Here is a 14,791-nt window from a genome sequence, read left to right as displayed (position 1 = left end):
GGTTGCCGTCGCAATCTTGTCGGTTTAGGTCGTCTCCTGCAGGCTCTCCATGGCGCTGATTGTACTTAGAATTGTTTTTATCCTGGTGGCTGCCGGTGTCGGCATTACCGTCATCCAGGTCGATGCCTTCCGCAGTGCGCTGCAGGATCAGCCTTTTTGGGCGTTCTGTGGGGTGCTGGTTTTGGCCTTGGCGGTCATCGGCATCGATATCTTCGTCAAGAACAAGCGATACGACACCATCTCGGGCGTCTACTTCGGCCTTCTCGTGGGGCTCTCGCTGACGTACATCCTGGGGCTGATCACCCAGGTTTGGTTCCCGGCCGATAACCCCGGGGCCGTCACGGCGCACCGGGCACTGCAATTGGTGATCGGGATGGTGCTTTGCTATAGCTGTATCAGCCTGGTGCTGCAGACGAAGGACGACTTCCGCTTCATCATTCCTTACGTGGAATTCGCCAAGGAAGTGAAGGGGCCCAAGCCGTACGTGCTGGATACCAGTATCGTGATCGACGGCCGCATCGCCGACGTCGTCGAGACCGGCTTCTTCGACAATGTGCTGATCATGCCGAGGTTCGTCCTGGCCGAACTGCAGGGTATCGCCGACAGCAGCGACAAGCTGAAGCGCAGCCGCGGCCGCCGCGGGCTCGATATTCTCAACCGTCTGCGAAACAACGATCAGGTCGATCTGAAGATCCACGACCGCGAGACGCCTGACATGGAAGGCCAACCGGTCGACATGAAACTGGTCCTTTTGGCCAAGCTGCTGGAAGGGAAGATCGTCACCGGCGACTACAACCTGAACAAGGTTGCCAAGCTGCACAACGTGGAAGTGATCAACCTGAACGAGATCGCCAACGCGTTGAAGCCTGTCTTCCTGCCAGGTGAACATCTGTCGGTTCGGATTGTCAAAAAGGGTGAAGAAGACACCCAAGGCGTCGGCTACCTGGACGATGGCACGATGATTGTCGTCGAAGGTGGTCGCGAGCACATCAACAGCCAGGTCCGCATTCTGGTGACCAGCGTGCTGCAAACCAGTGCCGGACGCATGATCTTCGGACGCTACGAAGCGAACGAAGGGGGCTCGCCAGGCGGCGGTCAGAAGACCCACGCCAACACTTCGGCCTAACGAGCGAAGCCCTACTTCCCAATCCAATATTTACTCAAGTCCCCCGGCAATTGCGTGACTGATTCTGACAAGCCTGAAACTTCCGAAAACAGCGATAACGCCAGCTTCGAGCTCGCCAAAGCAGCCGCCCAGGTGATCGAAGACAATAACGGTCGCGATATCTGCATTCTCGATATGCGGCACCTGACGCCGATCTTCGATTACTTCGTCATCGGTACCGGTGGTAGCCGTCGACAGCTGCACGCAATGAGCGAAGAGATCGACGACAAGCTTGAAAAAGAGCTTGGCGATCGCCGCATGGGCCGCGAAGGGTACGACGAAAGCCGCTGGATTTTGTTGGACTACGGTACGATCGTGTGCCACCTGTTCGACGAAGAAACCCGCGAGTATTTCCAGCTGGAACAACTGTGGGGGAATGCCAAGAAGGTCGACCTAACCGGCATCTTGCGAAACCCTGGCGAATAAACCCTGGTGGCATAAACCTCGCCCCGCATGACCTCCCATCTTGTCCCCTCGCCCCTTGGGGGAGAGGGTTAGGGTGAGGGGCGAACCAGGTACCCGCTTCCCAACCCTCTCCCTTGGGAAGGGCGAGGGGACCAGATTGAGAACACTTCGATTCATTCAAGCTGCAAGCCACTTTCATGAACATTCTTGCTCTGCTTCGTGCCCGATTTAAGCCTGTGCTGGAGTCTTTGGCTGACGACGCGGGTCCGCTGCTGGAAATGATTCGCCCGGCCGGCGATCCCAAGTTCGGCGACTACCAGGCCAACTTCGCGATGGGCCTGGCCAAGAAGCTGGGTAAGAATCCACGCGATCTGGCCACCGAAGTGGTCGCGGCCGTGCATGTGGGCGATATCTGCGAAACTCCGGAAGTCGCCGGACCTGGCTTCATCAACTTGAAGCTGCGCGAAGATTGGATCGAGCAGCAGCTTGCGCACGCGAAGAACGATCCGCGGATTGGCATCAAGCGGGTCGAGACGCCGCGGAAGTACGTTGTCGACTATTCTTCCCCCAACGTTGCCAAGCCGATGCATGTCGGTCACATCCGGAGCACAGTGATCGGTGATGCGCTCTGCCGCACGCTGCGGTTCGTCGGGCACGACGTGATCAGCGACAACCATCTCGGCGACTGGGGAACTCAGTTCGGGATGATCATCTACGGATACAAGCACTTCGCCGACAAAGACGCCTACAAAGCAGCCCCGGTGCCGGAGCTGTCGCGAATCTACCGCGTCGTGCGAGGGCTGATGGATTACTTCGATGCGAAGAAGCAACTGCCTGAGCTGATCGAGAAGCTCGACGAGCGAACGGCCGAGTACGAAGCCGCTAAGAGTGCGCCCGAACCTGCTGATAAAGCCGAAGCAAAGAAGCAGAAGAAGGAAGTCGGTCGCTTGCAATCGCAGATCAAGGAACTGAACGAAGCGATTGAGTCGACCAAGGCCAAGATCGCCAAGACCGAGGACTCGCCTGAGCTGAAGAAGATGGCCGACGAGCATCCCGAGATCAGCACGGCCGTCCTGCAGGAAACGGCCAAGCTGCACGAAGGGGATGCCGAGAACATCGCCTTGTGGAAAGAGTTCCTGCCGTTCTGCGAAGACGAGATCAAACGGGTCTACGAGCGATTGAACGTTACGTTCGATCATCAACTGGGCGAAAGCTTCTATCACGATCGACTTGCCGCCGTGGTCGAAGACTTCGAGAAGCAGGGCCTGGCCAAAGAGTCGCAAGGAGCAACGTGTGTGTTTCTCGACGGCTTCAAAGCCCCGATGATCATCCGTAAACGGGATGGAGCGTTCCTCTACTCCACGACTGACCTGGCGACCATCGCCTACCGGATGGAACACTGGAAGCCCGATGCGATTCTATACGTGGTCGACTTCCGCCAAGGGGAACACTTCGACAAGCTGTTCGCCGCCACGCGACTATGGGGTTACGAAGACATCGAACTGAAGCACGTCAGCTTTGGTACTGTCATGGGCGACGACGGCAAGCCGTTCAAAACGCGATCGGGCGATACGGTGGGGCTGGAAGGTCTGCTGGATGAAGCGGTCAGTCGAGCCTACAAGGTCGTCAGCGAAGGGGACGATAAGCAGCCGGACGGTCCGCAATTGGATGAAGCTCAGCGAAAGCAGATTTCCGAAACAGTCGGTATTGCCGCGCTGAAGTATGGCGACCTGTCGCAGAATCGCGAGTCGGACTACAAGTTCAGCTATGAAAAGATGCTGGCTTTGAACGGGAATACGGCGACGTACATGCAGTACTCGTATGCCCGGGTACAGAGCATCTTCCGAAAGGGAGAAGTCGAGATCGAAGACCTGCGGACCAGCAGTGCGAAGATCACGGTCGAACATCCGGCCGAGCGTCAGTTGGCGATGGCCATCCTGCGGTTTTCCGAGGCATTGGACGACGTGCTGCTCGATTACCGGCCGAATTATCTGACCAGTTACCTCTTTGATCAGCTGGCCAAGTCGTACAGCAGCTTCTTCGAGAACTGCCCCGTGCTGAAAGCCGAGACGGAAGAACAAAAGAATAGCCGACTCTTGCTTTGCGATTTAACCGCCCGGGTGATACAACATGGCCTGGATCTGCTGGGTATTCAAACGGTCGAAAAGATGTAACCGTCGGAGAAGATCATGCCACGGAAGGTTTCGAAGGCGGCCAAGCCGAGTTTCGAGTTGAACACCGTCTATCACGGACATGCCCGTGATGTTCTGAAGACCTTTCCCGACCAGGTGATCGACTGCGTGGTGAGCAGTCCGCCGTACTTCCAGCAGCGGAACTACGACGGCGACGATCAGATTGGCCAAGAGACCTCGCCGGAAGCCTATGTGCAGAGCCTGGTCGAAGTCTTCAGCGAAGTTCGCCGCACGCTCAAAGAGACCGGTGCTCTATGGCTGGTCCTGGGCGATAAATACCTCGACGGCGAACTGTTGGGTCTACCGTGGCAAGTGGCTTTGGCCTTGCGAGCCGACGGCTGGAAGCTCCGCAGTGATGTCATCTGGCATAAGCCCAACGCGATGCCCAGCAGTGTGAAGACGCGACCGACGACCGATCACGAGTATGTCTTTCTGCTGGTGAAGGACAACAGGTACTTCTACGATGCCGACGCGATCCGCGAGCCGCATGTAACCTTCAGCGAGAACAGCAAGATGAAGGGGGGCCGCAATCATTTTCATCGACGCGGCAGCACGCCCGAAGCCGGCAAGAACGGCGGCAACAACAACCTGCATGATGCTCGCTGGGATCAGGCCTTTCATCCGAAGGGACGCAACAAACGCACGGTCTGGTCGATTCCTCTTTCTAAATTCCGCGATGCCCACTTCGCCGTTTTTCCCGAGACGCTGGTCGAGACCTGCATCAATGCAACGTGCCCGGAAGATGGAGTCGTGCTCGATCCATTCCTAGGCAGCGGCACGACGGCCGTTGTTGGGAAGCGACTAGGCCGCAGCTATGTGGGCATCGATCAATCGAAGAAGTATGTCGAGATGGCCCAGGGACGCCTGGCCGATGTGAAGAACGGGCAACTCAGTTTGCCGGGTCTTGAGAAGTAATTCTTCGTCGCGCCTGGGCACGAAATGCCAGCCAGATCGACGCGACCACAATCCCCACCACGACGCAGCCCAACAGCGGCAGGCTGTTGCCGACCTTCACCGCCGTGAAGGTTTCCATGTGCAGGTACCATCGCAGTGGTGGGTTGGCCAAGGCAAACGGCATCAGCAGCAGGCCGACGAAGTAGCCCAGCCCGATCGACAGCACCACCGATTGCCGTGGTTTCAATAGGCAAAGCCCGATGACGGCGGCCAGGGTACCGGGGATGTATTCTAAGTAAGGGAGCGACGCCAGGACGACCTCGGTGCGATAGATGCCGAACAGGACCAACAGGGTCACGACCAACGCCAAGACCCAGGCCATGTCCTGCCACGAGGAGTGCGATATTTCATCAGGCGTATCCGGCATGGTCAATCCTCACCAAGAAGAGGGGACAACGTCGCTACGGCGATTCTCCCCCGAAACGACGGGATTGGCAATGATTTTGTAGGATCTTAGGCATTCGATAAGTCGTGCCTTATCAACGATTTCCTGATTTTGCTCGAAATGCGCCAACCATTTCCCGCGGGAATCGACCTAGTAGCACTGGCTGATCATTTACAACATTTCCCAGGCAGGTGCCGTGGATCGCGAACCGGAACAGATTGCCGACGAGTGGCTGGTGCTTTCTGCCCAAAGCGGAAGTGCCACGGCCATGGAGGCCTTGGTGCGGCGTTGGCAGCCGAGACTATTGGCCCATGCCCGGCAGGTCACCGGCCGCACCGATGTAGCGAGTGACGTGGTGCAAGAGGCGTGGCTGGCGATCATGCGTTCGCTGGAGAAGCTACGCGACCCGGCCGCGTTTCGCAGTTGGGCCTACCGGATCGTGCACGCTCGGGCAGTCGATTGGGTTCGCAAGAACAAACGCCAGCGCGATGTCCTGGAGGATCAGGCTCCCGACGAAATCCCGGCGCCGCTTGAAACGCAGCACGCTACTGGCGACAAGCGTCCGGCCCTGGCAGCGGCCATCGAAAAGTTAGCAGCCAAGCAGCGCGTGTTGCTCCGGATGTTTTATCTGGAGCGGATGCGTGTCCGCGAAATTTCCACGGCACTAGGTATGCCGGTCGGTACGGTAAAGTATCAACTGTTTCAACTTCGGCAACAGCTGAAGTCTTTAATGGAAGGAGAGGAAGATGTCTGAGAAGAACATTGACGATGAAATTCGAGCCGCGCTATCCGCCGAGGATGCCCGGCTGCTGGAGCAGTTCGCCGACGACCCATCGATTCTGGAAGTAACGATCAAGTCGATGAACGATCGCTTCCGCTGGGTGAACGTGGTCGGGATGGTCTTTTTGTTGCTGTTCGTGGTACTGGGGTTCCTGAGTGCCTGGCAGTTTTACCTGGCCACCGAAATGAAACCGCTAATCGGCTGGGCGTTGGCTGTCATGTTCTGCATCACGACGGTCAGCATGATGAAGATGTGGTACTGGATGCTGATCAACCGCTACGACGCCACGCGAGAGATCAAGCGACTCGAGCTTCAAGTCGCCCGTCTCTCGCAGCGGCTGGGTGCAAACTAGGTCAGCTCTTCCGGCGAAGCCTCGTCGACGCCAAGTCGCTCGGCAGCTTTTTTGCCGAAGAACCAGAACATGCCAGGGCGGACCAGGAACTCGCAGAACGTGCTGGTGACCAGCCCGCCCAGGATGACTGTCGCCACCGGGAAGAGCATCTCCTTGCCCGGTTGGCTTCCACCGATCACCAGCGGAACCAGGCCGATGCCAGTGGTCAGTGCGGTCATCAGCACCGGAGCCAGGCGTTCCAGGCTACCGTTGATGATCATCTGTTGCGTGAAGCCTTCTTCGCGGTATTGCTCTAAGTAGGTCGAGACCAACAGCAGGCCGTTACGGGCTGCGATACCACCCAGCGAAATGAACCCGACCAGGGCCGCGATCGAAAGCGTTTGCCCGGTGATCAGCAGGGCCAGCACACCACCGACAAATGCCGCCGGCAAGCTGAACAGGATCTGCAGCACGACGCTGGTCGACGGATACGCCGAGTACAGCACGACGAACGTGACCAGCAACGCCACGATCGAAAGACCAAAGATCCGCGTGCTGGCACTTTGCTGGGCTTCAAACTGGCCTCCCATCGTGAAGAAGTACCCTTCCGGGAACTCGACATCTTCGCGGATACGCTCGTCGATTTCGGCCACGGCCGTACCGAGGTCTTTGCCCAGTGTGTTGACGCGAACGACGATGCGGCGACGACCATCTTCGCGCTTGATCGTGTTCGGTCCACCAGCTTCGTAGACATTGGCCAGCACCGAAAGTGGTACGCGCCTGCCGTCGGCCAATTCCAATGGATACCGGTCGAGGCTCTCTAGGTCGGTTCGATAGCGATCTTCCAGCCGAACCAGCACATCGAACGTGCGTTGCCCTTGGTACAGCTGCGTAACGACCTTCCCGTTCAGGGCCGTTTCGACAGTCTCGTTGACGTACGAAGCAGGCACACCGTAGTACGCCAGGGCGTCTCGTTTCAATTCAACGCGAAACTGGGGAATCATCGCTTGCTGCTCGACCACCGGTGGAGCAATGCCTTCGATATCGGCTATGGCATTCTTCACGTTGTTGGCCGTACGGCGAAGCTCCGTGAGATCGTCTCCATAGATCTTGATGGCGATCTGCGCGGTCACCCCGGACAGCATGTGGCTGATCAAGTGAGCGATCGGCTGTTCGATTTCAATCTCGACGCCAGGAACGTCCTTGGTGGCCTCGTGCAGAATCGCGATCATTTCGTCGCGTCCGTTGTGAACATCCGGATTGAGCGAAATGACGGTCTCGGTCACATTGACCCCCATGGCATGTTCGTCCTGCTCGGCCCGGCCGGTTTTGGTCGTGTACCACAGCAGGGGACCGTCCGGATTCTCTTCGCTCTTGGTCAGCTTACCCAGTTCGTCATCGACCAGCTTGGCAATCTTGCGGCTGGTTGCCAGGGAGGTGCCTGGAGGAGCGAACAAGTTGACCTGCACCGCACCTTCATCGAACGGAGGCAGAAAGTCGGTTCCCAATCGTGTCACCAGGAAGCCGCTGCCCACTACCGCGATCAAAACGCCAGAAAGGATCATGGCGATCCCATTCTGGGTGAGACCAGCCCGGATAATCGGTTGGGCAATCCACTTCAGAAATCGCAGGAAGAAGCCATCACCCTGGTGCGTGGCCTTGGCGTTGGGAAGCAGATAGTACGAAAGGACCGGCGTGACCGTCAGCGAAACCAGCGTCGAAGCGAGAATCGAGATGATGTAAGCCACACCCAGCGGAGTGAACAAACGGCCTTCCATGCCACTGAGTGCGAACAGCGGGGCGAAGACGACGATCACCAGCACGGTGCTGATAATGATCGCGTTTCGCACTTCGACACTCGCATCGAAGATGACCCCCAGAACCGGCCGAGGGTTTTCGAGCTTCGCGTTTGCTTTGAGTCGCCGGAAGATGTTTTCGACGTCGACAATCGCATCGTCGACCAGTTCCCCCATGGCCACCGCGATGCCGCCGAGGGTCATCACGTTGATCGACATGCCGAGGAAGTAGAAGATCAGCGACGTGACGAGAATCGAAAGTGGAATCGCCGTCACGGTGATGAAGGTCGTGCGGAAGTTGAAGAGGAAGATGAACAGGATGATGACGACCAGGATGGCCCCGTCACGTAGGGCATCGATCACGTTGGTCACGCTATGGTCGATGAACTCACGCTGTTGGTAGGTCGTTTCGATCTGCACATCTTTCGGCATCGCCAGTTTCAAGTCGGCGATTGCCTGGTTGATTTGCTCGGTGATCAGTCGCGTATCGACGTTGGGCTGCTTCTGAATGGTCAGCACCACCGCATCGCGGCCGTTGACACTGGAATCACCTCGTTTGATCTGGGCACCTTCTTGGATTTCGGCAACGTGCCGCATCAGAACAGGACGCTCGCGATCGGTCGTGAGGGGCACGTCTTTGATGTCATCGATCGTTTTCAAGAGCCCCAGGCCGCGGACGAGAAACTCTTGCGAGCTTCGATCGACGTAGCCCCCGGTAACGTTCAGGTTGCTTTCGCTGAGCGCTTTCTCAATGTCGCCCAGTTGCAGGTCGTACTGATGCATCTTGTGCAGATCGACCAGCACCTGGTACTGCTTTCGTCCGCCTCCCATGGGAATTACCTGGGCGACACCTGGAATCGTGAGCAGACGTTGCCGCACGGTCCAGTCGGCCATCGTCCGGATTTCCAGCGGCGAGGTCGTGCCGTCGTCGCTCCACATGCCGACGATCATGATCTGCCCCAACAGCGATGACATCGGGGCCATCTGCACATCGGTTTCCGGCGGCAGATTATCTTGCTCCAGCGCCAGGCGTTCCTGGACAATCTGGCGAGCGGTGTAGATATCGGTTCCCCAGTCGAACTCGACATAGATGACCGAGAATCCAATATCGGAAGAACTACGCACTGCCTGCACGCCAGAGGCACCAATGAGGCTTCGCTCCAGCACGTACGTGATGCGCTGTTCGACTTCTTCCGGCGAGAGCCCATGCGATTCAGCGATAACCACCACCCGCGGCCGGGTCAGGTTCGGCAGCACGTCGATCGGTAATCGCACGGTAATGACACTGCCCACAACAATAACTGCCAACGCCGCCATGACGATGACCAGCCGATTGCGGAGGGCGAACAGAATAATGTTGTTCAACATGATTTCGCTCCTCTGCGTTTAGTGGGAATGTCCATGGTGAGCGTGGCCACCGCCGCCGGCGCCAGCTTTGGAAAGCATCTCCAGATACAACTGATAGGCGTGGGTCACGACGATCGTATCACCCAGGCGAACGTCTCCGTCGCGGCTGATCACGGCGGTATTCGTGTCGCGATGGATGACCTCGACGGGCACCTTCTGGAACTCTTTCATGCCAGGCTCGACATGGCCGAAGACTTGCTGAAAGACGAATGTTTCGACTCCTTCTTCCACGAGGGCTTCTCGCGGTAGAACGAATTGATCTTTGTATTCGTCCATCGGCAAACGCAAGTGCACGCGCTGCCCTGGTTTGAATCGCCATTGCCGCGTGACGGATTGATCCAACAGCAGCGAGTCGGCAGCGACTTCGTTTTGCATGCGTAGATAGAAAAAGAATGTCCCGGTCTTGTCGTCGGCGTTGTTGTCGATGTAGGCGATCTCGGCCATGCGAGTCGCGTAGTTTCGATCGGCTTCGTCTTTGTGCGAGTGACCGAACTGGACTTCGATGGGGACGTGATTCGCTTCCAACTCGTACAGCCGAGGCACATCCTGCTCGAATGCTTCGCCGCGAATGTACAGGTAACGATGGTCTGCCAGGCGAGACAACGAGGTGCCGCGGTCGACGGTCATGCCGGGATGAATATTAAGCGTCTCGACGACGAACGAGATGGGATCTTGCTCGGAAGAGTCCATGTCTCGAGGAACTTCGCTCAGCAGCACTTCAACCTGTTTGATTAGCTGTCGCTTTTCGATCACGGTAGAAACCTGCGTTTCGGTCAAACCGCGTGCGATCAGTTCCTGGACCCGCGCATCCTTTCGGTTTTGTAGCTTCTGCTTCTGGTACTCGAATTCTAGCTGTGCTTTGCCTGCGATCGCTCCGGTTTGAGCCAAGGGAGCGAGGCGGTCGATCTCGGCTTGGGTGACATCGAGCTGCCCCAGAACATCCAGCAGGTCGACCTGAGCCGACAAGACCGGCTCGTCCACAATATCGAGCGTGAAGAGCGGATCGGATAGATGCACCAGCTGTCCGACGTCGACATTCACCTTGCGGATGTTGCCACCGACCGGGGCCGCGACGGTAAAGCTGCTGCGGCCAGGGATCTCGACGACTTCGCCGGGAATAGTTAGTGGCGAGACATACGTTTCGCCACGCATGGTTTTGACCGCGATCTTCAAGTTGTTGAATGCCGTGTCAGACAGTTCGACGACTTCGCCGGAACTGTGGTCGTGTCCATGCTCGTCCTCGTGTTCTTCATGTGCCTCTTCGGCCGGCAGGGCAGGGGCAGGAGCGTTTTGTGTTCCGGCGTAATATCCGATCAAGCCGATCGCGATCGCAATGCTCAAAAAGAGCCCGATCCGAAGCAAAATCGTGGTAGGCATGATGCGCCTTTCTTACTAGTTATGGAAAGTATCCGGCAAATGGATGGAGTGCGTCTGGTCATGTCAGCGTTAGCTGTGACATCAAAGACCAGGGATCGACTGGGGATGTGCCCAAAGACTGGGGCAAATCGGCTGCCGGAAACTAGCAGCGAAAGAGCTGAGAATGAGCGCGCAGCGTCGTCGTAGGAGGTCCTGCGCCGTGCTCAACTTGGAAAATGTCGCGCGAGACAACGATGGTGAACGTGCTGCTTTGCAGGTCGAGAATGGGCAGCCAGGCGGTTACCTGAGCCCCGTCGTCGTCGACCGTTCGCGAGGAAACCAGCAAGGCCGTATCGGCTTGCAGGTCGCAGTTGCAGTGCTCGGTCGGATCATGTTCGTGCGCACAGCCCGGCATCTCGTGGTCGTGTTCCACCATGTGATGCAGCGCGGCGTACCACTGGTTTTCCTCAAGGCATCCCCCAGGGCAAACGCCGTAGGAATACACCATGCTGAGGATGGCCAGGGCCACCGTCATTGTGCGAAATCGAATTGAATCCAGGGTAAACATACGTCTGAATGATAGTCCGAGTGTTATGAGCCGACAATTCCAATTAACGGCCCGCGGGCGGATGCGTTGCCACTATTTTGCTGGTTCGGACGCAGGAATCTTCAGTTTTGTGGGGTCAATGACCACGTGTTTGATCGTTTCTCGGCGATACGTATAGACGATGTGCACTTTGCCGTCGGAAGTCTCAATCACCGCCGGATACGAATATTCGCCCGGTTGTCGTTCGAGGGTCAACACGGGATGCCAGGCATGTCCATCCTTCGAGATCGCCACATTCAGCATGTTGCGGCCGGCCGGAAAGTCGGACTCGCGAATGGTGTGATTGTAGACCAACAGCTGCATGCCATCGGCAAGGCTGACGGCGTCGGTGCCTGAGTTCGGGTTGGGGAGTTCCGTACCGCTCAAGGCGCTCCAGGTCTTGCCGCCATCTTCCGACCAGGCCGAAGCGACCAGGTTTTCACGCGTGCGGCAGAGGATCTGCATCTTCCCGTCTTCGTAGGTCAGGATGCTAGGTTGAATGGCATTGAACAGCTTGGCATCGTTGATCGGACCGATCACTTCCCATGTCTTGCCCAGGTCTTTAGTGACCTCGAAGTGAACCCGCCATCCTTTGTGTTCGGTGCTGGAAGGACAAACGATCGTTCCGTCTTCCAATTGAATCGGCTTGTTTTTCACGGGGCCAAGCAGGTTGCCGATCGCTTCGTTCTCGCCCAGACGCGTTGGTTCGCTCCAGGTAACACCGTTGTCGGTGGAAGTGGTCAGCATGCCCCACCAGCTACTCGGGCTGGGGCCAACTTTATAGAAGAGCATCAGCGGCCCTTCCTTGGGTTGAAACAGCACTGGGTTCCAGGTTGGGTGACGGAGCTCTTCGTCCTGGTATCCATTGGCGACTTCGACGGGCGTGGACCAGCCGTTGCCGGTATTGCGAGAGATCCAGATGCCCACGTCCGGGTTCTTTTCGTGGGTTCCACCGAACCAGGCAGCGACGAGGCCCTCCGACGTTTCGACGATAGTCGAAGCGTGGGAGTTCTTCGTCGGGCGATCTTCGGTGGGGAAGATGAATTCAGAACTGACAAACGCTGGCGTATCTTGTCCGGCGACTTTGGGCAATTTTGGGGCTTGGGCATCGGCAGCTTGGCCGCGGGCAGGACATACAAGGAGCCCGACCAACAGGCCAAACAAGCCGCCGTAGGTAACGATTGTTTTCATGGCAGTGTTAAGCAGTCGTCGTTTGGGAATGCGTGGTAAGCGACTGGGGAGGGTGTTGCATCCAAAGATGCTGTCCCCAATGTTCCGACATTCGGCCATCTGTGTCAAAGCGAATCGATCGGGCAATTTTTGCGCGGACCCTGGCCTTTTTAACTCTACCCCATAAACAAATGCGCATGAAAAAACCCTCGGATACGTTCGCATCCGAGGGTTTTGATGATTTTAACGCCTGAAACAGGCTTGCTTACATGGTGCCCAGCTTCTTGACCAGGTCGGCAGCACGAGCCGAGTAGCCGGCTTCGTTGTCGTACCACGAAACGACCTTGACCAGCTTGTCGGCGATCACGGCGGTGAACGGAGCAGCGAAGATCGAGCTGTGCGGATCGCCGATGATGTCGGACGAAACGATAGGATCTTCGGTGTAAGCCAAGATACCCTTCATCGGGCCTTCCGCGGCAGCCTTGATGGCGGCGTTGATTTCTTCGACGCTGGCCGACTTGCCGAGGTTAGCGGTCAGGTCGACGACGCTACCGGTTGGAACCGGAACACGCATGGCGATACCGGTCAGCTTGCCCTTGAGTTCCGGAATGGCCAGAGCAACGGCTTTGGCAGCACCGGTCGAGGTTGGGATGATGTTCTGAGCTGCGGCACGAGCACGGTAAGGATCTTTGTGCGGCAGGTCCAGCACGTTCTGATCGTTCGTGTAAGCGTGGATGGTGGTCATCAAACCGCTTTCGATACCGAACGTATCGTTCAGAACCTTAGCAACCGGAGCCAGGCAGTTGGTCGTGCAGCTGGCGTTGGAAACGGTGGTCATGTCGGCGGTCAGCTGATCGTCGTTCACACCGAGAACGCACGTCAGATCAGGAGCGTCCTTGGCCGGAGCGGACAGGACAACCTTGCGAGCACCAGCGTCCAGGTGCGAATCGTAACCAGGCTTTTCGCCATTCTTCTTACCGGTGAAAACGCCGGTCGATTCGATGACGACGTCAACGCCCAGGTCACCCCAAGGCAGGTTGGCTGGGTTACGTTCTTCGAGAACCTTGATCTTCTTGCCGTTGACCGTCAGGCCTTCGCTATCGAATTCGACGGTGCCAGGGAAGCGACGGTGCGTGCTGTCATACTTCAGCAGCGTCGCGAGCATTTCGTTGTCGGTCAGGTCGTTGATCGCAACAACCTCGAACTCCTCAGGACGAGCGATCATGTTGCGGAAGGTAAGTCGACCGATACGTCCAAAACCGTTAATTGCAACCTTTACTGCCACGGTACGTAATCTCCTGAGGGGGTAAATCGTTGGGCGGCGAGCGATTCGCCGTCATGTATGTTGGTTTCTCTGGTCCCTTACTGGGACGATGCCAAGCGGGGTCAATTCTCGGCGGTTATAGCACGCATCCTGAGCGTGCCCAAGCGGGCCAGACATCCGTGCCCAGAGTTTTCTCGTGAAGCGCCAAACGAAATTCGTAGAAACGTGGACGCTTCCCAATTGAAGGCGATTATACGGCCCCTTAATTCGATGCACAAGCGGCATAAGGGGTTACCCTGGCAGATAGGACAGGCCGTGACCTAAGGGATGGATTGACCCGGTAAAGCTGCCTTTATGGGCACGAAGATGCCTCAGGCATAGGCAATTTAGCGATTTGCCTGACAAGAAGATTGCAAGAAGATGGTTCCGGATCGCAGGTCCCGCCCCATTGCGAGACCTGCGTCGTAAACCATTCGGCTATCGGATCATTGCCGCGTTCGGGTCGCGGGAAAGATCTGCGTGCGAGAGATCGCCGGAAGGTTTTTCGGAGTTGCTGAGTGCTGCAGAAGTCTTATTTTTTCGGGTATCTGCGAGTTTATGGACGCCGTACAGGACGGCAAAAACCGCGACCCAGGCCAGTGGGTAGAACAGCACTCCAGGTCCCAGGACGACGGACCCCAGGACAGCCCAGAGAACTCCGACCGATACTAAAAGCATTCCTAATTTCATTACTCTTCATCTCCCTGGCCAAAATGTGACCATTCCAATCCTCGGAATGTCGGCTCGACTACGTTGTGTAAGATAGCACGTCGTAATCGGGCGTCTATGGTAAGTATACTCGCAAAAGCCGATTTTGGGCTATAGAAATATTCAGAGCAAATCGGGGTCCAAACCTTCGCTGCGTCAGTAGAAATAGACATCTTGCCTGAAATTGTTTGAGAAGTGGCTGGGTTTTCCCGGCTGAGGTCGGTTATCTTAAGCGGACACTTAGGACCACCA

At 57.0% G+C, this 14,791-nt stretch carries 12 protein-coding genes; 6 read left to right on the top strand and 6 right to left on the bottom strand.

The genetic code is table 11. The features are described 5' to 3' along the window. Window positions 1-49: 49 nt before the first annotated feature. The 4 genes from PSR63_RS09610 to PSR63_RS09595 all read left to right on the top strand — a co-directional run bounded on the left by PSR63_RS09610 (window position 50) and on the right by PSR63_RS09595 (window position 4,677). Complete coding sequence (locus PSR63_RS09610) at window positions 50-1,126, top strand: PIN/TRAM domain-containing protein (protein ID WP_274332768.1); 1,077 nt, start codon at window positions 50-52, stop codon at window positions 1,124-1,126. A gap of 54 nt (window positions 1,127-1,180) precedes the next feature. Then, window positions 1,181-1,591 carry a ribosome silencing factor gene (gene rsfS / locus PSR63_RS09605; RefSeq protein ID WP_274332766.1) on the top strand — a complete coding sequence of 137 codons (411 nt, stop codon included), beginning with the start codon at window positions 1,181-1,183 and terminating at the stop codon, window positions 1,589-1,591. Window positions 1,592-1,767: 176 nt separating this feature from the next. Next, on the top strand, window positions 1,768-3,744 hold the full coding sequence (argS, locus tag PSR63_RS09600; RefSeq protein ID WP_274332764.1) for an arginine--tRNA ligase: 1,977 nt from the start codon (window positions 1,768-1,770) through the stop codon (window positions 3,742-3,744). Between the two features lie 15 nt (window positions 3,745-3,759). Beyond that, entirely contained in the window at window positions 3,760-4,677 is a 918-nt protein-coding gene (locus PSR63_RS09595) for a DNA-methyltransferase (RefSeq protein WP_274332762.1), read from the top strand. Here PSR63_RS09595 and PSR63_RS09590 read toward each other — a convergent pair. Beyond that, window positions 4,652-5,083 (bottom strand): hypothetical protein, encoded by a 432-nt coding sequence (locus tag PSR63_RS09590; RefSeq protein WP_274332760.1) that lies wholly within the window; start codon window positions 5,081-5,083, stop codon window positions 4,652-4,654. The two genes, PSR63_RS09595 and PSR63_RS09590, sit on opposite strands and share 26 nt — an antisense overlap. 214 nt (window positions 5,084-5,297) lie before the next feature. On the opposite strand from PSR63_RS09590, the gene PSR63_RS09585 reads away from it, so the two are divergent. Together PSR63_RS09585 and PSR63_RS09580 are read left to right on the top strand one after the other, a co-directional pair. Beyond that, window positions 5,298-5,855: an RNA polymerase sigma factor gene (locus PSR63_RS09585; protein ID WP_274332758.1), complete on the top strand. Its 558-nt coding sequence runs from the start codon at window positions 5,298-5,300 to the stop codon at window positions 5,853-5,855. Next, on the top strand, window positions 5,848-6,234 hold the full coding sequence (locus tag PSR63_RS09580; protein WP_274332756.1) for a DUF6768 family protein: 387 nt from the start codon (window positions 5,848-5,850) through the stop codon (window positions 6,232-6,234). Before PSR63_RS09585 ends, PSR63_RS09580 begins: the two co-directional genes overlap by 8 nt. Here the strand turns inward: PSR63_RS09580 and PSR63_RS09575 are convergent. From PSR63_RS09575 to gap, 5 genes are all read right to left on the bottom strand, one after another. Beyond that, a complete protein-coding gene (locus PSR63_RS09575) occupies window positions 6,231-9,377 on the bottom strand; it encodes an efflux RND transporter permease subunit (protein WP_274332754.1) in 3,147 nt (1,048 codons plus the stop codon). The genes PSR63_RS09580 and PSR63_RS09575 overlap by 4 nt on opposite strands. A gap of 18 nt (window positions 9,378-9,395) precedes the next feature. Continuing rightward, window positions 9,396-10,793: an efflux RND transporter periplasmic adaptor subunit gene (locus PSR63_RS09570; RefSeq protein ID WP_274332753.1), complete on the bottom strand. Its 1,398-nt coding sequence runs from the start codon at window positions 10,791-10,793 to the stop codon at window positions 9,396-9,398. 142 nt (window positions 10,794-10,935) lie between these two features. Further along, window positions 10,936-11,307, bottom strand: a complete 372-nt coding sequence (locus tag PSR63_RS09565) for a hypothetical protein (RefSeq protein ID WP_274332752.1) — start codon at window positions 11,305-11,307, stop codon at window positions 10,936-10,938. Between the two features lie 105 nt (window positions 11,308-11,412). Then, entirely contained in the window at window positions 11,413-12,549 is a 1,137-nt protein-coding gene (locus PSR63_RS09560) for a sialidase family protein (RefSeq protein ID WP_274332751.1), read from the bottom strand. A gap of 244 nt (window positions 12,550-12,793) precedes the next feature. Then, complete coding sequence (gap, locus tag PSR63_RS09555) at window positions 12,794-13,813, bottom strand: type I glyceraldehyde-3-phosphate dehydrogenase (protein ID WP_274332748.1); 1,020 nt, start codon at window positions 13,811-13,813, stop codon at window positions 12,794-12,796. Window positions 13,814-14,791 lie beyond the last annotated feature (978 nt).

Origin of the sequence: Bremerella sp. P1, from assembly GCF_028748185.1 — a bacterium.
Taxonomy (GTDB): Bacteria; Planctomycetota; Planctomycetia; order Pirellulales; family Pirellulaceae; genus Bremerella.
The sequence above is the reverse complement of the archived record's forward strand: the minus strand, read 5'-3'. Positions and strand labels throughout refer to the sequence as shown.

Coding starts and splice junctions, on each gene's coding strand:
- PSR63_RS09560 (WP_274332751.1), bottom strand. CDS start 12,549: ATGAAAACAATCGTTACCTACGGCGGCTTGTTTGGCCTGTTGGTCGGG.
- PSR63_RS09565 (WP_274332752.1), bottom strand. CDS start 11,307: ATGACGGTGGCCCTGGCCATCCTCAGCATGGTGTATTCCTACGGCGTT.
- PSR63_RS09610 (WP_274332768.1), top strand. CDS start 50: ATGGCGCTGATTGTACTTAGAATTGTTTTTATCCTGGTGGCTGCCGGT.
- PSR63_RS09580 (WP_274332756.1), top strand. CDS start 5,848: ATGTCTGAGAAGAACATTGACGATGAAATTCGAGCCGCGCTATCCGCC.
- argS (WP_274332764.1), top strand. CDS start 1,768: ATGAACATTCTTGCTCTGCTTCGTGCCCGATTTAAGCCTGTGCTGGAG.
- PSR63_RS09590 (WP_274332760.1), bottom strand. CDS start 5,083: ATGCCGGATACGCCTGATGAAATATCGCACTCCTCGTGGCAGGACATG.
- PSR63_RS09595 (WP_274332762.1), top strand. CDS start 3,760: ATGCCACGGAAGGTTTCGAAGGCGGCCAAGCCGAGTTTCGAGTTGAAC.
- PSR63_RS09575 (WP_274332754.1), bottom strand. CDS start 9,377: ATGTTGAACAACATTATTCTGTTCGCCCTCCGCAATCGGCTGGTCATC.
- PSR63_RS09570 (WP_274332753.1), bottom strand. CDS start 10,793: ATGCCTACCACGATTTTGCTTCGGATCGGGCTCTTTTTGAGCATTGCG.